This is a genomic window from Enterobacter sp. K16B (assembly GCF_020216105.1).
GTDB classification, from domain to species: Bacteria; Pseudomonadota; Gammaproteobacteria; order Enterobacterales; family Enterobacteriaceae; genus Enterobacter; species Enterobacter sichuanensis.
The window spans coordinates 1-21,140 of the sequence record NZ_JAIWJZ010000043.1 but is presented as its reverse complement, the minus strand read 5'-3'; the positions used below and the strand labels follow the sequence as shown (position 1 = coordinate 21,140).

Annotated in this window: 23 protein-coding genes; 6 read left to right on the top strand and 17 right to left on the bottom strand. The window is 54.5% G+C overall.

The genetic code is table 11. From position 1 onward, the window contains the following. Nucleotides 1–28: 28 nt before the first annotated feature. The 4 genes from LDK53_RS10660 to hpaG are packed head-to-tail and all read right to left on the bottom strand — an operon-like array spanning nt 29 to nt 4,013. Nucleotides 29–409: a 5-carboxymethyl-2-hydroxymuconate Delta-isomerase gene (locus LDK53_RS10660; RefSeq protein ID WP_025757445.1), complete on the bottom strand. Its 381-nt coding sequence runs from the start codon at nt 407–409 to the stop codon at nt 29–31. Between the two features lie 9 nt (nt 410–418). Further along, nucleotides 419–1,270 carry a 3,4-dihydroxyphenylacetate 2,3-dioxygenase gene (hpaD, locus tag LDK53_RS10655; RefSeq protein WP_014830538.1) on the bottom strand — a complete coding sequence of 284 codons (852 nt, stop codon included), beginning with the start codon at nt 1,268–1,270 and terminating at the stop codon, nt 419–421. Between the two features lie 2 nt (nt 1,271–1,272). Then, nucleotides 1,273–2,739, bottom strand: coding sequence for a 5-carboxymethyl-2-hydroxymuconate semialdehyde dehydrogenase (gene hpaE / locus LDK53_RS10650; RefSeq protein ID WP_095441754.1), 1,467 nt, complete (start codon nt 2,737–2,739; stop codon nt 1,273–1,275). Beyond that, nucleotides 2,736–4,013 (bottom strand): 4-hydroxyphenylacetate degradation bifunctional isomerase/decarboxylase, encoded by a 1,278-nt coding sequence (gene hpaG, locus LDK53_RS10645; protein ID WP_225287035.1) that lies wholly within the window; start codon nt 4,011–4,013, stop codon nt 2,736–2,738. Before hpaG ends, hpaE begins: the two co-directional genes overlap by 4 nt. 270 nt (nt 4,014–4,283) lie before the next feature. Between hpaG and hpaR the strand changes: the two genes are divergently transcribed. Together hpaR and tsr are read left to right on the top strand one after the other, a co-directional pair. Further along, nucleotides 4,284–4,724, top strand: a complete 441-nt coding sequence (hpaR, locus tag LDK53_RS10640; RefSeq protein ID WP_025757450.1) for a homoprotocatechuate degradation operon regulator HpaR — start codon at nt 4,284–4,286, stop codon at nt 4,722–4,724. Between the two features lie 83 nt (nt 4,725–4,807). Continuing rightward, nucleotides 4,808–6,472, top strand: a complete 1,665-nt coding sequence (tsr, locus tag LDK53_RS10635) for a methyl-accepting chemotaxis protein (protein WP_225287025.1) — start codon at nt 4,808–4,810, stop codon at nt 6,470–6,472. A 76-nt stretch (nt 6,473–6,548) separates the two neighbouring features. Here the strand turns inward: tsr and LDK53_RS10630 are convergent, their stop codons facing one another. From LDK53_RS10630 to LDK53_RS10585, 10 genes are all read right to left on the bottom strand, one after another. Next, the gene (locus LDK53_RS10630) at nt 6,549–7,064 is read right to left on the bottom strand and encodes a GNAT family N-acetyltransferase (protein ID WP_225287014.1); all 516 of its coding nucleotides are present in this window, start codon (nt 7,062–7,064) and stop codon (nt 6,549–6,551) included. Then, complete coding sequence (opgB, locus tag LDK53_RS10625; protein WP_225287004.1) at nt 7,064–9,355, bottom strand: phosphatidylglycerol--membrane-oligosaccharide glycerophosphotransferase; 2,292 nt, start codon at nt 9,353–9,355, stop codon at nt 7,064–7,066. The genes LDK53_RS10630 and opgB overlap by 1 nt, the downstream gene beginning before the upstream one ends. Before the next feature lie 270 nt (nt 9,356–9,625). Then, nucleotides 9,626–10,108, bottom strand: coding sequence for a DUF2501 domain-containing protein (locus LDK53_RS10620; protein ID WP_025757456.1), 483 nt, complete (start codon nt 10,106–10,108; stop codon nt 9,626–9,628). An 84-nt stretch (nt 10,109–10,192) separates the two neighbouring features. Then, nucleotides 10,193–10,930: a DNA replication protein DnaC gene (gene dnaC / locus LDK53_RS10615; protein ID WP_014168503.1), complete on the bottom strand. Its 738-nt coding sequence runs from the start codon at nt 10,928–10,930 to the stop codon at nt 10,193–10,195. Continuing rightward, on the bottom strand, nt 10,927–11,472 hold the full coding sequence (gene dnaT / locus LDK53_RS10610; RefSeq protein ID WP_025757460.1) for a primosomal protein DnaT: 546 nt from the start codon (nt 11,470–11,472) through the stop codon (nt 10,927–10,929). The genes dnaC and dnaT overlap by 4 nt, the downstream gene beginning before the upstream one ends. A 150-nt stretch (nt 11,473–11,622) precedes the next feature. After that, a complete protein-coding gene (locus tag LDK53_RS10605) occupies nt 11,623–12,051 on the bottom strand; it encodes an organic hydroperoxide resistance protein (RefSeq protein ID WP_008502092.1) in 429 nt (142 codons plus the stop codon). An 84-nt stretch (nt 12,052–12,135) separates the two neighbouring features. Beyond that, the gene (locus LDK53_RS10600) at nt 12,136–12,588 is read right to left on the bottom strand and encodes a MarR family winged helix-turn-helix transcriptional regulator (RefSeq protein WP_045286455.1); all 453 of its coding nucleotides are present in this window, start codon (nt 12,586–12,588) and stop codon (nt 12,136–12,138) included. 41 nt (nt 12,589–12,629) lie between these two features. Continuing rightward, nucleotides 12,630–13,262 carry a TetR family transcriptional regulator gene (locus LDK53_RS10595; RefSeq protein WP_095451968.1) on the bottom strand — a complete coding sequence of 211 codons (633 nt, stop codon included), beginning with the start codon at nt 13,260–13,262 and terminating at the stop codon, nt 12,630–12,632. 67 nt (nt 13,263–13,329) lie between these two features. Continuing rightward, the gene (locus LDK53_RS10590) at nt 13,330–13,803 is read right to left on the bottom strand and encodes a threonine/serine exporter (RefSeq protein WP_045286457.1); all 474 of its coding nucleotides are present in this window, start codon (nt 13,801–13,803) and stop codon (nt 13,330–13,332) included. Beyond that, nucleotides 13,794–14,570, bottom strand: coding sequence for a threonine/serine ThrE exporter family protein (locus LDK53_RS10585; protein ID WP_025757466.1), 777 nt, complete (start codon nt 14,568–14,570; stop codon nt 13,794–13,796). Before LDK53_RS10585 ends, LDK53_RS10590 begins: the two co-directional genes overlap by 10 nt. 413 nt (nt 14,571–14,983) lie before the next feature. Here LDK53_RS10585 and LDK53_RS10580 point away from each other — a divergent pair, with 413 nt between their 5' ends. Both LDK53_RS10580 and bglJ read left to right on the top strand, forming a co-directional pair. Beyond that, a complete protein-coding gene (locus LDK53_RS10580) occupies nt 14,984–15,721 on the top strand; it encodes a helix-turn-helix transcriptional regulator (protein ID WP_025757468.1) in 738 nt (245 codons plus the stop codon). Further along, nucleotides 15,718–16,353 (top strand): DNA-binding transcriptional activator BglJ, encoded by a 636-nt coding sequence (bglJ, locus tag LDK53_RS10575; RefSeq protein ID WP_225287090.1) that lies wholly within the window; start codon nt 15,718–15,720, stop codon nt 16,351–16,353. The genes LDK53_RS10580 and bglJ overlap by 4 nt, the downstream gene beginning before the upstream one ends. 38 nt (nt 16,354–16,391) lie before the next feature. Here the strand turns inward: bglJ and LDK53_RS10570 are convergent, their stop codons facing one another. Next, a complete protein-coding gene (locus LDK53_RS10570; RefSeq protein ID WP_025757470.1) occupies nt 16,392–16,850 on the bottom strand; it encodes a YbaK/EbsC family protein in 459 nt (152 codons plus the stop codon). 328 nt (nt 16,851–17,178) lie between these two features. Here LDK53_RS10570 and LDK53_RS10565 point away from each other — a divergent pair, with 328 nt between their 5' ends. After that, entirely contained in the window at nt 17,179–18,525 is a 1,347-nt protein-coding gene (locus tag LDK53_RS10565) for a PTS sugar transporter subunit IIC (protein WP_045284849.1), read from the top strand. A gap of 95 nt (nt 18,526–18,620) precedes the next feature. Here LDK53_RS10565 and fhuF read toward each other — a convergent pair whose 3' ends face one another. Both fhuF and LDK53_RS10555 read right to left on the bottom strand, forming a co-directional pair. Then, nucleotides 18,621–19,409 carry a siderophore-iron reductase FhuF gene (fhuF, locus tag LDK53_RS10560; RefSeq protein ID WP_225286994.1) on the bottom strand — a complete coding sequence of 263 codons (789 nt, stop codon included), beginning with the start codon at nt 19,407–19,409 and terminating at the stop codon, nt 18,621–18,623. 95 nt (nt 19,410–19,504) lie between these two features. Further along, nucleotides 19,505–20,569: a GGDEF domain-containing protein gene (locus LDK53_RS10555; RefSeq protein WP_025757474.1), complete on the bottom strand. Its 1,065-nt coding sequence runs from the start codon at nt 20,567–20,569 to the stop codon at nt 19,505–19,507. A gap of 215 nt (nt 20,570–20,784) precedes the next feature. On the opposite strand from LDK53_RS10555, the gene LDK53_RS10550 reads away from it, so the two are divergent. After that, nucleotides 20,785–21,054 (top strand): DUF1435 domain-containing protein, encoded by a 270-nt coding sequence (locus tag LDK53_RS10550; RefSeq protein ID WP_185857685.1) that lies wholly within the window; start codon nt 20,785–20,787, stop codon nt 21,052–21,054. The last annotated feature ends 86 nt before the right edge of the window (nt 21,055–21,140 follow it).

The window sequence follows — 21,140 nt, the reverse complement described above, 5'->3', positions numbered from 1 at the left end:
CTACGATGTACGGGGCGGTGTGCGCTCGCTATTTAAACAACGCGTGCACGTTGTTTTGTTTGTAATTGAGCGTCGGGTGCAGTTCGTCCAGCTCAAACGACAGCGCCAGATAGCGGCTCGCCATCAGCTCTGCAAAATGCGTTTTGATCAGCGCAAACAGCATTTCACCCACCTCTTCCCGGCTCTCCAGGCTGCGCCCGGCACCTATCTTCAGCGTCATATGGACAAAGGCGTAATCATGTTTACCGTCGGCCATCTGCCAGGTATCCAGCCAGTGGGCGCGGCTGCGGATACCGCCGAGCGGGAAGATGCCCGTGGCGGCCAGCGCCTCGTTGACTTTAGCGAACAGCCCCGGCAGGTCGGCCTGCTCGCGGATGTTGTCGGTACATTCAGCAATAAAGTGCGGCATGGTGGCTCCTTACGCGGGCAGGGGGAAAACGGCGTTAACCTGGCCGGTGCCGGAGCTGGCGAACAGCTCGGTGAGAAACTCCACCTTGCCGTCGTATTTGTCCCAGCCGAGCATCCCCAGCAGCATCACCGTGTCGTGCATGTTGCCCTCGCCGTAGCAGTAGTCGGCGTACTCCGGCAGCATGCTGCAGAATTCTTTGAACTGGCCCTCGCGCCAGAGCTTTACTACGCGCTCGTCCATCTGGCGGTCGAACTCGCGGGTGTAGCTGTTCATCCCTTCCTCCGCGCGCTGGTCGTCAATAAAGCGGTGCGACAGCGAGCCGCTGGCGAGTACCGCCACGGTACCGTCGTATTTTTCGATGGCGCTGACGATGGCCTCGCCCAGCCTGCGGCTGTCGGCGAAGTCGTGAACCGTGCAGAACGCCGAGATGGAGACCACTTTGAAGTGCTTATCCGCGTTCATGTAGCGCATCGGCACCAGCGTGCCGTACTCCAGCTTGAGACTCGGAATGTTGTGCGCTTTGGCGCGCACGCCGAGCTTCACCGCCTCGTCGGCGATCAGCTGGCCAAGTTCCGGGTTGCCGTCGTAGTCGTAGGTCATGTCACGGATAAAGTGCGGCAGCTCGTTGCTGGTGTAGACGCCAGAGAAATGGTCCGCACAGTTGATGTGGTAGGCGCTGTTCACCAGCCAGTGGGTGTCAAACACGATGATAGTGTCCACGCCTAGCTCGCGGCAGCGCTTGCTGATCTCTTTATGCCCGTCGATGGCACCCTGACGGCAGCCGTGGTTTTTGCCCGGCAGCTCGGAGAGGTACATCGACGGCACGTGGGTGATTTTTGCCGCTAACGCCAGTTTACCCATGATCAGATCCCCCACTTTGGAATCGGATGGTCGCCCATGGAGATGCAGACGTTCTTCATCTCCGCGAACACTTCAAAGCTGTACTCGCCGCCCTCGCGCCCGGTGCCAGAGGCCTTGACGCCGCCAAACGGCTGGCGCAGGTCGCGCACGTTCTGGGTGTTGACGAACACCATGCCGGCTTCGATGTTGCGCGCCAGACGCAGCACTTTGCTGACGTCCTGGGTCCAGATGTATGACGCCAGGCCGTACTCCACGTCGTTGGCCAGGCGCAGGCCTTCCGCTTCATCTTTAAACGGCAGCAGGCAGGCCACCGGCCCGAAGATCTCTTCCTGCGCCACGCGCATGCGGTTATCGACATCCGCCAGCACGGTCGGGCGCAGGAAGTTGCCGCCCTTCAGGTGCGCAGGCAGATCGGTCGGCTTGTCCGGACCACCTGCCAGCAGGGTCGCACCTTCCTCAATGCCAAGGCGAATGTAGCCCGAGACTTTTTCCCAGTGCTGTTGGCTGATGAGCGCGCCAATCTGGGTGTTCGGATCCGTCGGGTCGCCCACGCGCAGGCGGTTGGCGCGCTCGGCAAAACGCTTCACGAATTCCGGGTAGATGCTCTGCTGGATGAAGATGCGTGAGCCGGCGGTGCAGCGCTCGCCGTTGATGGAGAAGATGGTGAACAGGGCGGCGTCCAGCGCGCGCTCGATGTCGGCATCCTCAAAAATCAGCACCGGAGATTTGCCGCCCAGCTCCATGGAGTACTTCTTCAGCCCGGCGTTTTTCATGATGTTGCGCCCGGTGGCGGTGCCGCCGGTAAAGGAAACGGCGCGCACGTCATGATGGCGCACCAGCGCGTCGCCCGCCGTGGCGCCGTAGCCCTGCACCACATTCAGCACGCCCGCCGGAATACCCGCCTCCAGCGCCAGCTCGCCCAGACGATCGGCGGTCAGCGGGGAGAGTTCAGACATCTTCAGCACCGCGGTATTGCCTAACGCCAGGCACGGGGCGACCTTCCAGGTGGCGGTCATAAACGGCACGTTCCACGGCGACACCAGCGCGCAGACGCCCACCGGCTGCACCAGGGTGTAGTTGAGCATCTTGTCGTCAACCGGGTAGGTTTTGCCGTTCATCTGCTGGCACACCTCGGCGAAGAATTCGAAGTTGTGCGAGGCGCGCGGGATGAGGACGTTTTTGGTCTGGTGGATCGGCAGGCCGGTATCGGCGGTCTCCATGGCGGCGATCTCCGGGACGTTCTGGTCGATCAGTTCCCCCAGGCGACGCATCAGGCGCGCGCGCTCTTTCATTGGCAGATTGGCCCATTTCGGGAAGGCCTCTTTTGCAGCCGCCACGGCCTGATGGACTTCGGCTTCACCGCCGGAGGCCACTTCTGCCAGTACCTCGCCGGAGGCCGGGTTGGTAGTGTGGAAGTAGTCGCTTCCCGCCACGTTTTTGCCGTTGATCCAGTGGTTAATTTTTTTCATTTTGCCGTCTCCTCATTCACAATCCGATTCACCAGGCGTCCAACGCCCTCCACTTCCACCACCACTTCATCGCCCGGCACCACGTCGGAGAGTCCTTTCGGCGTGCCGGTGGCAATCATGTCGCCCGGCTGCAGGGTCATAAAATCGCTCAGATACGCAATCAGGTACGGGATGCTGAAGATCAGATCCGCCGTGGTCCCTTCCTGGCGCAGCTCGCCGTTGACGAAGGTGCGCAGGGTGAGGTTGTGCGGGTCGGGAATGGCCGCTTTCGGCACGATGTTCGGGGAAATGGGCGTCAGCCCGTCGCGGCTTTTGACCCGCAGATTCGGGCGGTAGTAGTTTTCCAGGTAATCGCGGATGGCGTAGTCGTTGCAGACCGTATACCCCGCGACATAGTCCATCGCCTCGGCTTCACTGACCTTGCGCGCGGTTTTCCCGATAACCACCACCAGCTCCGCCTCGTAGTGCATGTACTCAACGTTGTTCGGGCGTACCGAGGTCTGGTTGTCGCCGTTAAAGGTATTCGGCGCTTTGATAAACACCAGCGGCTCGGTCGGCGGCTTGAAGTCCAGCTCGCTGGCGTGATCGGCGTAGTTCAGACCGAGGGCAAACAGCGTGGGATGCGGATGCGCGCCGTGAGCGATGGCCACGTCGCGTTCAGCCACCACCGGGTTTTCCAGCGGGGGAAATCCTTTCGCCAGAATGCGCACGCGATCCCCCGGCTGCAGCGCGACGCGGGAGTGTGGGGTGCCGAGCAGAATGGCATCACCCGGATTGAGGGTGGCGAACTCGCTCAGGGCACTCAGCAGTTCGGCGGCGTTACGCTGCAGATCGGCAGTGTTCCAGTGGTCCGCTTCGCGACCGTTGATCTCGGTGATGATGGTCAGGTTATCCACGTTATCAACGGCGGCCAGCTCGCCGAGCGGACAGAATCCGTCGCGGCATTTGGCCTTGATGGCCGGGCGGTAGAAGCTCTCTTCCGGCAGGCTCACCTCGTTGGCCAGCGCATATCCTGCGATGTACTCCGCGGCATTCTCGACGCGCACCCTGCTGGCGGTTTTGCCCACCACCAGTGCGACCGTCGCACCGCTTAATACCGTTTCCCCCTGCGGGAAGGGGATCGGCTCGCCGGTGCGAATCACGGTGTTATGTGGCTTGATGAACCACAACGCCGTTTTTGGCGGGGTGTTGTAGGGGGCTTTTTCGAACGCCTCACGCCAGGCTTCACGCTGGCTTTGATGGTTCAGCGCCACGGCAAAAACAGTACCTTTCATTCACATACTCCTCACCCCGGTGGTCCGGGTGGTGATTTCATTAATATGTTAATGATCTGGTTTTAAGCTTTTGCTGTTTATTTCGCAATCAGAAGTGAAGAATTTGTGATATGAATAACAATAAATTTACATATAAATCATTATTTCAAAATAAATCAGTGTGTTAATAAAATTGGTGGGTTTCTGTTAGACTTTTTGACAGAAAACGCGTTGTTTATAAAAACATCTTTTAGTGATTGTTTACTTGTTAATGATGTGAAGGGGAGAGCTATGCATGACTCATTAACCATTGCGCTGTTACAGGCGCGGGAAGCGGCGATGTCGTACTTCCGACCGATTGTGAAGCGCCATAACCTGACCGAGCAGCAGTGGCGGATTGTGCGCGTGCTGGCTGAACATCCGTCGATGGATTTTCACGATCTGGCGTTTCGTACCTGTATTTTGCGCCCGAGCCTGACCGGCATTCTGACGCGGATGGAGCGCGACGGCCTGGTGCTGCGCTTAAAGCCGGTGAACGACCAGCGCAAGCTGTACGTGTCGCTCACCAAAGAGGGCACTGCGCTGTATGAGCACGCCCAGGCACAGGTGGAAGAGGCGTATCAGCAGATTGAGGCGGAATATACCCCGGAGAAGATGAAACAGCTGACCGCGCTGCTGGAAGAGTTTATTGCGCTCGGAAACCGGCATAACGCAGCGCGGGAAGAAGAGTAAAAACCCCAAATTCCAGGATGATTTTCGTAAAGTTTTCTCTTTCCAGGCCGAAAATTCTGTATCTGTCTGAGGAAAGAGAAAACATGTTAAACCGTATCAAGATTGTCACCAGTTTAATGCTGGTTTTAGCGATATTTGGCCTTTTACAACTCACATCCGGTGGTCTTTTCTTCAATGCCCTTAAGCATGACAAAGAGAATTTCACTGTTCTGCAAACCATTCGTCAGCAACAGTCCACGCTGAACGCCAGCTGGGTAGCGTTGCTGCAAACCCGTAATACCCTGAACCGTGCGGGTATCCGCTATATGATGGATCAGAGCAATATCGGCAGCGGCGCGACCGTTAACGATTTGATGCAAATTGCATCTGCGTCTCTGAAACAGGCGGAAAAAAACTGGGCTGCCTACGAAGCCCTGCCGCGCGATCCGCGTCAAAACGACGCTGAAGCGATGGAGATCAAACGTAACTATGACATTTACCACGGTGCGCTGGCGGAGCTGATTCAGCTGCTGGGTGCAGGCAAAATCAACGCCTTCTTCGATCAACCGACCCAGAGCTACCAGGACGGTTTTGAGAAGCAGTATGTGAGCTACCTGCAGCAGAACGACAAGCTATACCAGATTGCGGTTGAAGACAGCAATAGCTCCTTCAGCCAGGCTATCTGGGTGCTGGTAAGCGTGCTGATTGCCGTGCTGGTGGTGATCGTGGCTGTCTGGCTGGGTATCAAGCAGGCGCTGATCTCCCCGCTGACGCGTCTGATCGACAACATTCGCCATATCGCCAGCGGCGACCTGGTGAAGCGCATTGAGGTGCAAGGCGCTAACGAGATGGGTGAACTGGCCGACTCGCTGCGTCATATGCAGAGTGAGCTGGTGCGGACCGTTGGTGACGTGCGTAACGGCGCGAATGCTATCTACAGCGGCGCGAGCGAAATCGCGATGGGCAATAACGACCTCTCCTCCCGTACTGAACAGCAGGCGGCTTCCCTGGAAGAGACCGCTGCCAGTATGGAACAGCTGACGGCGACCGTTAAGCAGAACGCCGAGAACGCCCGTCAGGCGAGCCATCTTGCGCTGAGCGCCTCTGAAACCGCGCAGAAAGGCGGTAAAGTGGTGGATAACGTGGTGCAAACCATGCGCGATATCGCGGGCAGTTCGCAGAAAATTGCCGACATTATCAGCGTGATCGACGGTATTGCTTTCCAGACCAACATTCTGGCACTGAACGCGGCGGTTGAAGCGGCGCGTGCGGGCGAGCAGGGTCGTGGTTTTGCGGTGGTGGCAGGTGAAGTGCGTAACCTGGCACAGCGCAGCGCCCAGGCGGCACGTGAGATCAAGAGCCTGATCGAAGACTCCGTGGGCCGCGTGGAAGTGGGCTCAACCCTGGTGGAAAGTGCCGGTGAAACCATGGGTGAGATCGTGAATGCGGTCACCCGCGTAACGGACATCATGGGGGAGATCGCCTCTGCGTCTGACGAACAGAGCCGCGGTATCGACCAGGTGGGTCTGGCGGTGGCGGAGATGGATCGTGTGACCCAGCAGAACGCCTCGCTGGTAGAAGAGTCTGCCGCGGCTGCGGCCGCGCTGGAAGAGCAGGCGAGCCGCCTGACGCAGGCTGTGGCGGTGTTCCGCATTCAGCAGGAGCAGATGAAAGCGCGCGAGTTTGCATCCGCAAAACCGGTGTCCGCGCCGGTGATGACGCGTAAAACCGCGACTGCCGATGCCGGTGATAACTGGGAAACCTTCTAACGCCGTGGGTGGTGCCGGGTGGCGGCTTCGCCTTACCCGGCCTACGGTTCAGGTTTTTTAGGCCCGGTGGGCGATATTAAAGAGGCAGGCGCATGGCGCAGCGAGCGTCATACGCCAGACCGTGCGCTGCCTCTTCTTCCCTCTTCTGACGCAGCTCAGGCGTGAGTTCAGTGACGTATTCAAACCCCAGCCGCGCATAGAACGGCGCATTCCATGGCACCTCGCGAAACGTCGTCAACGTCAACGCTGTCAGCCCCATTTTGCGGGCATGGTCAGCCGCACAGGCGATGAGTTGTCGACCTATCCCTTTTCCCTGCCAGGCCCGATCAACCGAAATCTCCACAATAAACAGTGACGACGCGTGCACTTCGGTAAGGATAAACCCCACGGGGCGGCCGTTCGCCAGCGCCAGCCAGCTGAACCCGCGTTCGGCATAGTCGAGGTGTTGCTCAGCGGTAATGACCTCGCCGTCAGCAAGCCAGGCGAATCCCGGGATGTCACGAAATCGTCCGGCCGCCGCGCGTTCAATAGCGGACAGGGCGGCCACATCGCCGGAGCGTGTGGGACGAACGGTAATGTGAAGGTCAACCATCAGCCTGCGGTTCTCACAATTTTGATCTCTACCATGCCAATCCCAATCTCACGCGGTGAGTGTCCAAGAATATTCCCCTCATTCGTCGACTGCGGGTCAGGTGGCACAATCACCAGGGTATTGCTGCGTGAGGGATTGTCAAAATGCAGCGTGTGTGTGGTCACGTCGTTTCCAAGCGTCAGCGTCTGCTCGCTATCGCCCACGCGGACCGGCACGGGCTTGTTGGCGTTGGGGCCGTATGCTCGGGCCGTGATCACCAGATCAAATTGTTCCGGCAGAGGATGGGTGTACTCAATTTTCACCTCGTTGCCCAGCTGCGCGTTCGACCAGCGCCCCCAGGACTCCGGACGGGAGATGCCACTAAACTGCTTCACCTCTTCCGGCGCGCCGGCCACGTTAAAGATAAAGCTGTCCGCCTTGTAGCGAATGTCGTTATCGACGATTTTCAGCATGTCGACGTTGCGTTGATAGCGCGCGGTATCAATCACCGCGTCTTTGAAAGCGGTTTTGCCTTTCCATACCGCTTTATCCACATGCTGAACGGTTTGCTCCCCGCCAAGCTGGCCCTGTGAGACGCACCAGTCGGTAGAGAGCGCCAGCGGCTGGGACCAGAGCTGGCCCATTTTGTAGCATCTGTCGACCCAGACAAAGTTATCGCGCGGGGCAAAATCGGCGAGCTGATAACGCAGCGGCGCGGAATATTCGCTCTCCGGCAGCGGCTCGACGCGACTCTCCGAGACGCGTAAGAGCAGCGGCAGGCGGAAGTTGCTGCCCGAGAAGGCAATGGTGTTTTTATCGCGATCGATGGTGAAATCTTTCATCTCTTTCGGGAAGTTCCACAGGCGGATGATGTCTGGCTTCCAGGCGAGGATTTTCTCCTTCATGTTGAGGAACACTTCCGACAGGGATTGCCCCGACAGCGTACTGCGGCCAAGGCCAATAAAGTTATCTCCGCCCAGAATGTCCAGCACGGTCGCCCCGTTATCCATGGAGTTGCGTTTGGTGGCGATCACCTCCTGCCGCGGCTGGTCGCCGCGCAGGACGAAGAACAGATTGCTGCGATCCTGCTTGTTGAGCTGATCCCAGGCGCTGTTTTTCATCGCCAGATGGTCAGACGAGACGACGATGACGGTGTTTTTAAACCAGGGCGAGGCTTTGATCTTCTCGACCAGCGCGGCGATGTGCTCCTGGCTACAGGTCACGGCGCTGAAGGAAGTGTTGTTTTTGCCATCGACATCATAGCGTTTGCGCTTACAGGTGCGTGAGACGAACCCATCCGGATGATGCGTATCCACCGTCAGGGCAAAGAGCGAGAAGCGTTTGCCCGAGCGGGAGAGTTCCTCGAATTTCTTCCAGGTTTCGTCCAGCACGGTATCGTCATAGAATCCCCAGTCGTTACGGTAGCCCGGATCGGCCACCGTCGTTTTTAACTCTTCCGAGCCGTACAGGTGGTCAAAACCGTGGGATTTCAGGAACACATCTTTTCCGGCGAAGCGCAGGTTTGCCCCCTGCATAAAATAGTTTTCGTAGCCGGAGTTTTTCAGGATGTCGCCGAGGCAAATATTCTGGGGGAAGAACGTCGACATTGAGGCTGAGGCGTTCCCTTCAAAAGGGGCGAACAGCGGAATACCGCACTGGGAGGCGACCATCCCGGCGATGGTGTAATCCGTACCGGGTAACTGCATGGTGTGGCTGAAATCGAGGCCTTCGTTTTTCAGTGCGCCCAGGTCTGGCGTCAGGTTCGGGAAGGCGTCGTTATCAAAGTAGGTGCGCTCCAGGCTTTCACCGTAGATATAGACCAGATTGAGTTTCGGGTTGGCGATCGTTTTCGACGGTTCTTTGTAGTAGGCCACAAAATCCGGGTCGCCGTCGCGCGACTGGGATTTCACCAGCTCGGTGATCTGATGGAACGCCGGGCTGGCGTCGACGGAGGCCAGCGCCAGGACTAACGCCAGCAGGCTGTAACCATGGTGGTGCGGATGATGGCGACGTCGACGCAAGACCCAGGCAAGCGCGCCAAAAATCGTCACCAGCGCGACGACGAGGCCGAGCCCCGGAAGTATGTACTTACCTACGCCTGCGCCGGTCAGGCTGTTCGTCAGCGTGTAGAGCACCGCGTCGTTAATGCCGTCACCGGTAAAGTAATCGCTGGCGTATAAAGTAATGTTTAAAATAATAAAAATGCCAAGCACCACCAGCGTGGCGATAAACCACCAGGTGTTACGGCCGGCTTTCCAGGCATAGACGCCGACAGAAGCCAGAAAAAGGGCAAGGGACATTAATTCTGACAACAGCATATCCTCATGACGCCAGGTGCTTCGCTGGCTAACTGTTTATTTTTTAGGTCATACACTGTAATTGCGATGTCGTTTAGCTGCAATTTTAGTGTCACGAAAGTGTGCTGTTGTTAGGATTTGGTTTAGAAAATCGTTTTTATGAAGGGTGTCGCATCCTGACAAACGGACGCTCTGACGGTGTCTGGTAGGGAAAATGTTCGTTTAGCGCCGCGTTGCAAGACTATCGCATTAAACGCGGCGTGTTGTGGCAGAAAATGGGGGCGATCAGGAGATGAAATTAACGCCTTGTTTCAGCACCAGATCGCAGGCTTTGGTTTTCACCTCTTTTGCCAGAGACGAGTTGCCGAGAGTGCTCAGGTTAAGCTGCTGGCCGTTTTGCGCGTTAAGCAGACCCTGAATACCGTCCATATAGTTGGTATCCGCTTTCTGCTCCTGGGTATCCAGACCCAGTTTACCCAGCACCTGGTTTTTCACGTTTTGCGCGTCGGTCACGGAGGCCAGTTTTTGCTTCGCGCAATATTCCAGAATCCCCGCCGCGTTATTCATCGTGCCCGCGCTCAGGCTCTGGGCGCTGTTACCCAGCAGACTGGTGAGGGAAGAGGCGGAGAGGCCGCCCTGAGAAGAGCTGCTCTCTTTGGTCAGCTGGTTTGCGGCGCTTGACAACGACTCCTGCCAGGACGCTGCCTGCGCTGCGCCGGTAACCAGCAGCGCGCCTAAAAAGGTGCTGATAACAATCTGTTTTTTCATATTGGCTTTCTCAAAAAGGTCCGTTTTGGGCCGGAAGGGGTTCCAGTATATACCTGCGCCCTGTCGGCGATTCCTGGAACTGTCTTAATACTCTTTGCCGGTGACGCGGCTGCGGTAACTTTCCCAGTCGAAGATGACATACAGGCTGTTACCCAGCTTCATGCGGTCCATGACGCGTTCCCCCAGCAAGCGGGTCATCTCATCGATATTGTGATTCGTTAACATGCCGGTGGGGCGCTTGGAGGAGGAGCGGCGATCGACAATCTGGTTGATGATCACCTTTTCATAACGGGATTCGGTCTGAACCCCGATCTCATCGATGACCAGCAAATCCACATTACTCAGATCGTTAAGCAGTTGCTCTTCGCTGGTTTCCCGGTTGCTGAAGGTGTCTTTCATCGCAGACATGATATCGGCCACAGTGATGATAAGGACCGACTTCCCGCGCAGAAGCAGTTCGTTGCAAATGGCGGCGGCCAGATGGTTTTTACCGGTGCCCGGCTTACCGCTGAAGATGAAGCTGGCGATATTGCCGTCGAATTCATCAACATACTGACGTGCGGCGGCGAGCGCGTTCATCTGCCCGTTGGTCTCGATTTTATAGTTATCAAACGAGCAATTCTGATGCAGGGGACGAATACCGGAACGGTTGAAGGTGCGCTGCATTTTCATCGCCCGGTTTTCGCGGGCGAGGGCCGCGGCGCGGATCTTTCCCTGCTCTTTTTGCCACGCCAGCAGCTCTTCCCCCGTCGTGAAAGCGGGCTTTACGTTGGCAGGCATCATTTTTTGCAGTCGTTTCATCAGGTCGCCGACATTCTTCATTTCGCACCTCGGAATCCACTCGGGATCTGTTTATCCGGTTCGGAAAACGCGTTGATATCGCGTTTTGGCTGGCCATTGTTGCTGGCGCGGGTAATTTGCAGATGACGCGCGAGCTTTTGCTGCCACTGAATATGGGTGAAGACTTTACCTTCCGCCTGCCACCAGGCGGTAAATGCGGCGAGCTCTTCAGCGGTAGCCGGCTGGGTTAACGCAATGCCCCACAGCGCGGCCTGGCGCTGAAAATCTGCATCCGGTTGCCAGCCCGCGTAGAGGGCAAATTTTCCCATCGGAACGGTCACGGGCGCGTTAACCGGCTCATCGAAGAACTGGTTATCCAGCGTGATATCACTCGCCGGGCGTGACAATTGCGCTTCAGTTTCCAGGAGCTGTGCCAGACGTTCCGGTGTGATTGCGTAAAACGCCGGAGCGTTGTCGGCAAAAACCGCAACCGTGCCACCTTCGGCGTGGGTCAACACACCGCGTGGGTCGCGCATAAAGGCATCAATACCAGCAATGCTGGTGGTCAGGATTCTGGAGGACATAACGCTTTCTCTACTGAATGACTTCGGGCGTGATATGGGCTTATGGTAGCACAGAGAGGATGAGGGAATGGAGGGGGATTTCCCCGGTGGCGCTGCGCTTACCGGGGCTACAGTGGCAGGACTGATAAGCGCAGCGCCATCAGGCATTTATCACGCGATGATATTCAGGGTCACGTCGATGTTGCCGCGGGTCGCGTTAGAGTACGGGCATACAATGTGCGCGGCATCCACCAGCTTTTTGGCTTCCGCTGGATCCATACCTTCAACATGGATGTTCAGCTTTGCTTCAATACCAAAGCCGGTTGGCAGTGGACCAATACCCACTTCACCTTCAATAAAGGCGTCTTTTGGCAGGGTAAATTTGTCGCGCGCGGCCACGAACTTCATCGCACCCAGGAAGCAGGCGGAGTAGCCTGCAGCAAACAGCTGCTCAGGGTTGGTGACGTCTCCGCCCATGCCGCCCATCTCTTTTGGCACACCCAGTTTGACATCCAGTACACCATCGGAAGAGGTCGCGCGGCCGTCACGGCCACCGGTTGCTTTTGCTTTGGCGGTATAAACAACTTTTTCTAAAGACATGGCAGGTTCCTCATCTTGCTTTAATGTGTGCTATTAAATAGCGTGCGATATATATGGTTAAATAAAGACACGTAAAGTATAGCCTTACGCGCGCTGAATATGTTGTCGCAAAAGCTCCAGCTGCTGCTTGAGCGACAGCAGGGTGTCGGTATCACACTGCGCTGCGCATCCCACCGCATGGGGGATTCCCGCTGCCTGCTGCTGAAGTTCACGTCCCGCGTCACTCAGGGTAACGGCGACCTGACGTTCATCCTGGCGCGAGCGCTGACGGTTTATCAGCCCGGCGCTTTCCAGACGTTTTAACAGCGGCGTCAGGGTGGCAGAATCCAGAAACAGCCGTTCACCGATGTCCGACACCGTGATGTCATCCTGCTCCCACAGCACCAGCATGACCAGGTATTGCGGGTAGGTCAGGTTCAGCGGTGCCAGCAGTTGCCGGTACAGCTTATTTAGCGCCAGATTTGCCGAATAAAGGGCAAAGCAGAGCTGGTTATCCAGCCTGAGCGCAGCGGTTGCGTCGTGTGTTTTCGCGTTCATGAGATGAATATAGATAGTGTGCGATTTAATTGCAAGCAATTTTATGGGCAAGTATAACGCAGGGCCACCTGAACGGCCATTTTACGGTAGTGCTGGCGCTGCGCCTCTTCGTCTGCGCCCTCTTCAAACAGCAGCGTAAAGGTGTAGCTGTTGGCAACGTAATGAAAGCTGAAACTGCTGATCAGACGATGCAGATCGCGCGCGTCAACCGTCTGGCTGAATAACTGTTTTTCTTTCCCCCGGCGCAGGATCCCTTCCAGCAGATCGAGCGCGCTACGGTTGACCTGGCGAAGGTAACTTGACTGCTGCATAAAGCGGCCACGCTGCATGTTTTCCATGCAGATAATCCGGATGTAATCCGGGTGGTCGGCGTGGTAGTCAAAGGTGGCTTCCACCAGTTCGACCAGCGCTTCGACCGGTGACATGTCTGCGAGGCTAAGCGCTTTTTCACTGGCGCGGATCTGGGTGTAAACATATTCCAGTACGAGGAGATACAGGTTTTCTTTGTTTTTAAAATGGTAAACCACCATCCGCTTGGTGGTGCCTGCTTTCTCTGCGATCTGCTCCATGCGGGCGCCGTTCAACCCATATTCGGCAAAAAGCGCGATAGCGCTCTGAAAAATTTTCTCTTTCAGGCTGGATTCTTCAGGGAGTTCGCTGCCAGGGTTAGCCACATCCTTTCCTTATGTTCACCAAACGGACCAGAAAGATTATCTCCATGGCAGCGGGATAACACAAATATCAAACGCGTGGGCGTTTACGGTAGAGCCAGAGTCCGGGGATCGACAATCCGATAGAGAGCGCGCCGACAATGGATGAGGCCTTAAGAAAGTTGCTGAGAAGAAGGATCATCTGCGGTTCGGTGTAGCCAAAATGGCTGATTTTCACCGCCGAAATCATCGCCGTATAGGCCGAAATACCGGGGAACATCGGGATCACGGCGGCGACGGTGAAAACTTTCGGATGCGCAAGATACCAGCGCGACCACTGGATACCGATGCTGCCGACCAGCATAGAGGCCATAAAGGTCGACCATTCGATGTTAAAACCCGCCGTCATCATCACCATGCGCGATCCATGACCGATGGCGCCCAGCAGTGCACACCATGGCAGAGCGCGTTGCGGAACGTTAAATACCATCGCAAAGCCGACAGCAGGAATGGCGGCCAGGGCCATATCCTCAGCCAGCGCCAGCAGAAAATCTATCACGCCCATCCGCGTAACCCCCAGAGTGTCATGGCCATGACCACGCCGATGCAGGTCGCCAGGGTCAGCAGACTGGCGATAGCCCAGCGTGCCAGGCCAGTATTGATATGCCCTTTAAACATGTCGGCGACGGCGTTAATCAACGGGAAGCCCGGTACCAGCAGAAGGACACTGGCGGCCATAGCGATCGTCGGGGTGCTGGCAAACTGCGGCAGACGCAGGAGCAGGCCAGACACCGTGGTGGCGACAAATGCGGTAATGCAGAAGTTAATTTGCGGGTGTAGCTGCCGGTGCGTCAGCAGCTGGCGAACATACATGGCGATACTGCTGGCAAAAAAGGTGACGATCGCCCCATCCCAGCCGCCTTTATTGAGCTTACAAAAGCAGGCGCACGAGAGCCCCACCATCAATACGACCAGCCAGCGTGGATAACGTAATGGCTTAATCTGGTTGAACCGTTTTTCTATCTCATTGAGATCGAGAAGCTTATGTTCAGCAAGAATGACGATATGTTGCACTTCGGTCACGACGTGCATGTTAATGCCACGGTCATGATTTTTGCGGGTGGAGGTCAGGCATTGACCGTCTTTGATAGTGGTCAGCACAATGGCGTTGGATGAGATGGCGCTTTCTACGCTGTCCATACCCAAAGCCAGCCCCAGCCGGGTTGAAAGCTCCTCAACCAGCGCGCTTTCCGCGCCGTGCTGGAGCAAAAAAAGTCCGCACTTTATACAGAGCCGCGTGATAGCACGCTGCGTTGACCGATCTGCCTGCATGTATTGTCCCGAAGATGATGATGGAGAGTTGCCGTTTAGCTCACGATGATTACTTTTAGCACAAAGTGCAGTGTCTCTTGCTGTGGGTCAGATCAAGGTTTATGCAAACAGTGGCACCCCGTGTCGCTGAAGGGCGGGGGATTAATCTATTAATGCAGTGAATTCTTTATATAGAGATATAAAATATTTGTATTAAGTTATTCTAATTTTATATTGTCATTATTTTAATGGGTTCGGAATTAAATTTATTTGCGCTTTGTGAGATATTACCGTTGTTTTAGGCATTTCCTAAACTAAAAAACATATCTCATCTTCTGCTTGTATTAATCGGTTTTATACTCAGGGACGAAAATAGTGATAGAACGATGTGTTTTGACGTTACGCATTCTATGAAAAATGGACACGGAGGGTCTATGTTGTCATTGCATGGTAAGCATGGCGTGGTTATTAGCCGGATACCCGTCATGCAAAATGGGTTAGGGGGCGTGATGTCACGCCATTTCCCTGATGTTGAATTGACGTATTGCCGCTCACTGCAGGAGCTAACCCTGCTTCAGCTACGCCGCGCAGATGTCATTATTGCCGATATTTCAGGTGAATACAGGAATCCTCGGGGCACGCTCGAAGAGTATTACGCATTATTGAATCAATATCGGGAAATTCACTGGATCTTTTTAGTTTCGCGCCCGCTATATCCTGTTGCCGTTGAGCTACTGATGCGGCCAGAAAGCACGTTGCTTTCTGAAATGGAGCCGATTGAAGGCGTGGTGGCGGCTATTCGGGCTGGTCGCGAACGGGCGGAGCGGATAAGCCAGACGTTATTAACCCCGGAACCTCAGGGAGTGGAAGAAGAAGACGAGTCATTTATCGCGCTCACCCACTCCGAACGCAAGGTATTACGGCTGTTAGGTAAGGGATGGGGTATTAACCAAATCGCCACGTTGCTCAAGAAGAGCAATAAAACGATTAGTGCCCAAAAAAACAGTGCGATGCGACGGCTCTCCTTACGAAGTAATGCCGATATGTACGCCTGGATCAACAGTACGCAGGGAATGAGAGAGCTGAGTTTAATGTCAGCCTATGGAGAGTTCGAGGAATGGAAAAAACCGATTCACCAAGACATATCGCCGTCATCGAAAATTGCACGATGAGTGCTATTGGGCTACAGAATCTTTTTACTCTGTCCACGCTGAACCATTATCAGCTGCACCTGTTCAGTGAATTTGACAGCTTTAAGAAGGCGCTTCATCAGGTCAATTTTTTCTCGCTCATCTATTCACTTTCCGATGCGCGAGAAGAACGGCGTAACTGCCTGGCACATCTGCGGGACCTCGCGTTCACGCATAGTCATATCCAGCGCATTATCCTGGTCTCTGATGTGACAGAGGCTCGGTTAATTAGCCATCTTTCGCCGTCACGTCTTCACGGCGTGGTCAGTAAGTCAATGACGCTTGAGCAGTTGCAGAACGAATTCGTGGTGTTGTTAAGTGAAACGCTGCGCATCAATGACAATATGCTCAATCACTGGTACCACAGTCAAAACAGGATGTTAAGCCCAACGGAAAGGGCAATTCTGCGTTACATGTCTTGCGGTTATTCCATTCCTGAAATCGCGGCTGAGCTTGAACGCAATATTAAGACCATTCGGGCGCACAAGTTTAATGCGATGGTGAAGCTGGGGGTGAATTCTGACGTAGGGCTACTCGATGCGGCGGATATTCCTGCCCATCTTCCGGCAAGGGATCCGCAAAGTTTGGCCCTCAGCAAGGCCACATTTTTATAATCCGTCTTATACGCGCCAGATGGACTCTGGCGCTTCGGTCAGATGCAGACATCAACCCATTTTGCGGAAGTCAGCTCTGCCATTCTGTCAGGTGAAATACGCACAGCACTGTGGATGGCGCCTGCGGCTGGCAGCACTTCAGCATACTGCTTTAAAGAGACATCGCAGTAGACTGCGAGTGGATTTTCCAGTCCGAACGGACACACACCGCCAACCGGATGACCAGTAATGGTAACCACTTCATCACTGCTGAGCATGCGCGCTTTCGCACCAAAGGTGTCTTTCAGTTTTTTGTTATCCAGACGCGCATCGCCTTTCGCCACCACCAGAATCACTTCATTCTTCACCTTCAGTGACAGGGTTTTGGCGATCTGTCCCGGCTCAACACGATGGGCGGCAGCAGCCAACGCAACGGTAGCAGTACTCTGGCTAAGCTCGATGATGTCTATATCCGGCGCGTTGTCGGCAAAAAACTGCTGTACAGACTGCAAACTCATTGTTTCCTCCTGACAAATATCCTGCGTAATCTGTCATAAGAAATTATGCTCTGTAAATATCTCTTAAGTAACAAAGATCCCGGACGGCAAAATTCTGGATCCCCTTCACAATCACGGAAACCGGTTACAGTAACCGGTTGCAGAGCGTGGTGCGTAGATTAATACTGAGTACGTAACGTCCCCTGTATCCAATAATAAGAGCAAATTATGAAACCATTTCGTCTGAGCAGTACCGCGGGTACACAAGCCAGCAAGGTTGTGAAGCTAATTTATGGAACAACGTACGGCGCGAATGCGCCTGTAATAAACGTCTGACAGGAGATCTGCCATGTCTGCCAACCATGCTGCGTTTAACCTGATATTCCGTTTCGTTGAAAATTACGTCAGCCCGATTGCCGGGCGGATCTCTTCCCAGCGTCATGTTATGGCTATCCGCGATGGGTTTATCTCCGCGATGCCATTTATGATTGTGGGTTCATTTTTATTAGTGTTTGCTTACCCTCCATTTTCGCCGGATACCACCTGGGGCTTCGCACGCGCCTGGCTGGATATGGCGAAGCAATTCGAAGGCCAGATCCTGACGCCGTTTGATATGACGATGGGTATTATGTCCATCTATATTTGTGCGGCCATTGCCTACAATCTGGGTAAACACTACGTTAAATCACATCAGCTGGATCCGTTTATGTGCGCCATGCTGTCGCTGATGGCGTTTCTGCTTGTTGCGGCACCGAAAACCAAAGGCACGCTGCCCGTCGACAGCCTGGGTGGGACGGGTATTTTTACGGCGATTCTGGTGGCCATTTACTGCGTTGAGATGATGCGTTTCCTTAAAGCGCATAACATCGGTATTCGTCTTCCGGACCAGGTTCCACCGATGATCAAAAACTCTTTTGATCTGTTGATCCCGGTGCTGGTGGTGGTATTGACGCTCTATCCGCTCAGCCTGGTGATTCAGTCACAGTTTGGCATGCTGATCCCGCAGGCGATTATGTCGGTCTTTAAACCGCTGGTTTCCGCGGCAGATTCGCTGCCTGCCATTCTGCTGGCCGTGCTGATTGGCCATCTGCTGTGGTTTGCCGGGATCCACGGTGCCGCTATCGTCTCCGGGATGCTGCAGATGTTCTGGTTGACTAACCTTGGCGCAAACCAGACCGCGCTGGCCGCCGGTCAGCCTCTGCCGCATATTTTCATGGAAGCGTTCTGGACGTTCTTTATCGTGATTGGCGGGTCGGGTGCCACAATGGGACTGGTGATTTGCTATCTGCGCAGCCGTTCCGCTCATTTACGCTCTATCGGGCGTTTAAGTGTGGTGCCCAGCTTCTTTAACATCAACGAGCCGGTCATTTTCGGTACGCCGATCGTGATGAACCCGGTGTTCTTTATTCCCTTCCTGCTGGCTCCGATGGTCAACGCTGTGCTGGCCTGGGCGGCAATGACCTTTGATCTGATTGGCCGTGTCATCTCTGTGGTACCCTGGACGGCACCGGCGCCGATAGGCGCAGCGTGGGCCCTGGGATGGGATTTCCGCGCGGCGATCCTGGTTGTGGTTCTGGCCTGCGTATCGGCAATCATCTACTTCCCGTTCTTCAAAGTTTACGAGAAACAGCTGCTGGAGCAGGAAGCGGAAGAAGCACAGCGTAATGCGGAAGAGGATAATCAGCAGGTGGCTTAGGTAAAAGCAAAACGGCAACGCAGGTTGCCGTTTTTAGTGTTTGCTCCCTCTCCCACTGGGAGAGGGTTAGGGTGAAGGCATCAGGCTGAGCCCGACTATTTCAGCGTGCAATCCCCGCACTGCTTAACGTCCGGCAGGCGATAGCGCTGGCAGCAGGTGCGGCGCACCAGAAGCCCATCACGAAGGACAACGGTACGGAATAACGGGTTGTCACGGCCGTCGGAAAGCTGTTTTGCAAAGAAACAGGACTGACGCAGAGCATCAACACTCTCCTCACCAAGCAGCGGCTTCATTTCCGTGAGATACCAGTGGATTAAATAGCCGGTATTGCTCCAGATAAGCTTCCCGTTAATCTCTCCCGTGGCTTCCAGCGCATCCACGACCGGGATCAGCGCCCGTGTGATCAACAGTTCCATACGTTCCCGGGCAGTCAGTCGCTCTGCGCTCTGGTCTTCGTGAAGATCAATCCAGAAACAGGCCGCGCGTCCGGTTTCGTGAAACTCGACGTGGAAATGCTCAGGTGAGAGTTCCAGCATGCTCTTCTGGGTTAACAACGCCAGCATGAGCGGAGGTACCATCAGTCCGATATACCATTGCGCCCAGAGAGAGAGCAGGGGCTTATTTTCCCGCGTCATGGCTGGCTGATTGCGATATATATGGTCGGAATAGGTGGCCAGCAGCGATTGCAGTTTTGCCGGTTGACGCCACTCAGCGAGCGTCATGGCGTGATGCGGGTGTGCTTCATCAAGCCGGATAAAATCCAGCAGGTGGGCGCGCGTTTTGGCAATCTTCTCCCGTATGGCATCCGCAAGCGAAACATTCCCGCTGGTGAGGGGGGCTCGCCAGAGGAGGGGCTCGACAATATGTGCGGTATGCGTGGCCATAGTTTGGATAGAAATCTAAATGATAATGATTGCCAATCCTAACTATTGCTCATACCAATGGCAAGACTTTTGTCCTGGTGACGTTGCTGTCGTGTTTACGCCGTCTGCAACTCTTCACTCAACAGAATATTGTTGCGCCCCATATGCTTGGCTTCGTAGAGCGCTTTATCCGCTTTTTCCAGCGCGCCTTCTACGTCGTCATTCTCGAAAATGGCGATACCAATGCTGATGGTGACATTTGTCGCGACGCTTTCGTTAAACAAATGCGGGATTTTCAAATCGTAAACTTTCTGACGGATCCGCTCTGCTGTCTGGCGGGCATGCTCAAGGGATATATTGGTCAGCAGCACCATAAATTCTTCCCCACCAAAACGTGCCACAATATCGCGAGAGCGTACGGCATCGCGGATGGCGGCAGAGACACGTTTCAGTGCCTGGTCGCCCATCATATGACCATAGTGGTCGTTATAGGCTTTGAAGTGATCGATATCCATCAGCAGGACAAAGTGCTCGCCATTTTCTACCGTCGGCAGGTTTTCCAGACGGCTTTGCAGACCGCGACGATTATAGAGTCCGGTAAGAGGATCCATCATGCTCAGGTCGGTCAGGGTCTCTCGTTCTTCCAGCAAGCGAGAGAGCAACTCCTGCGCGAAACGATCGTTACGTCGTTGCAAAATGTTATGAATGGCAATTGCCACGACAGGAAGTGCGAAAGAGTAGGACATTCTCAGCCATATATCGTGCTCACTTAGCCACAGGCAGACAATAAACGCGGGCAGTGAGTGCAGGGTAAATGCTTTGATATTACTGGCGAATGCCAGCGTCCCGATAAAAAGCACGGTTAACAGGGCGATTAACAAATAGGTCGTTTGGTCGTGGGTAATTAAGGCGAATTTGGAGGCAATTTGCCAGGCCCACAAAATACCGAAGATCGCTGAAACGACAGGAATATTTATCTTCCGCGCTCTCTTTCTCCAGTGCCAGACGAACAGACCGGTACTGATAGAGAAAATAGCAATCAGGGGGGCAGATAACACGCGTACCGAATTGAGCGGATTTGTTACCGAGAACACTGCAGAGGTTGCGTTCAGAAATAAAAATAAACGTAACGATAATTGATATTTTCTGTGAACCAAAGACCGCCAGGATTGTGATGTCATAGTCGTGTGTTTTTATTAAAATTTAATTAAAACAAATAAGTAGGTGTTGTTTCGCAATAAAATATGCAAAAAACTCAAAGAGTAATTATCAGAAAATCTTTAGATGTTGTTAACAGGTGCGCAATTTATCACCTTAGGCAATTCCTGTCATTACGGGAAAGGTAAAGGTCGGTGGTTTTTAATTCATTCAGCTGACAAATGATAATCTTTGCCATATGATATTGGTTATCATTATCGTTGTAAGAGGCGGAACCATGTTGCACAGGGCGCTGGGAAGTGGTTGGGGGGTATTGCTACCGGGAGCCGTTCTCGGCGGGTTGATGTTTGCCGATCTCTCCCTTGCTGTCTGGAAAGCCATTATCGTGGCAGCACTATTAGTCACGTCAGCCATGATTTGGCACAAGCAACTGCGCCACTTTGTGTTACTGCCATCCTGTGTCGCACTGGTCAGTGCAATGCTGGTGATACTGATGAGTCTGAAATAACAGGGAGAAGAGAACACTCAGAAGGGGTGTAAGATAATTGGTGCGAGGGGGGGGACTCGAACCCCCACATCCGTAAGGACACTAAC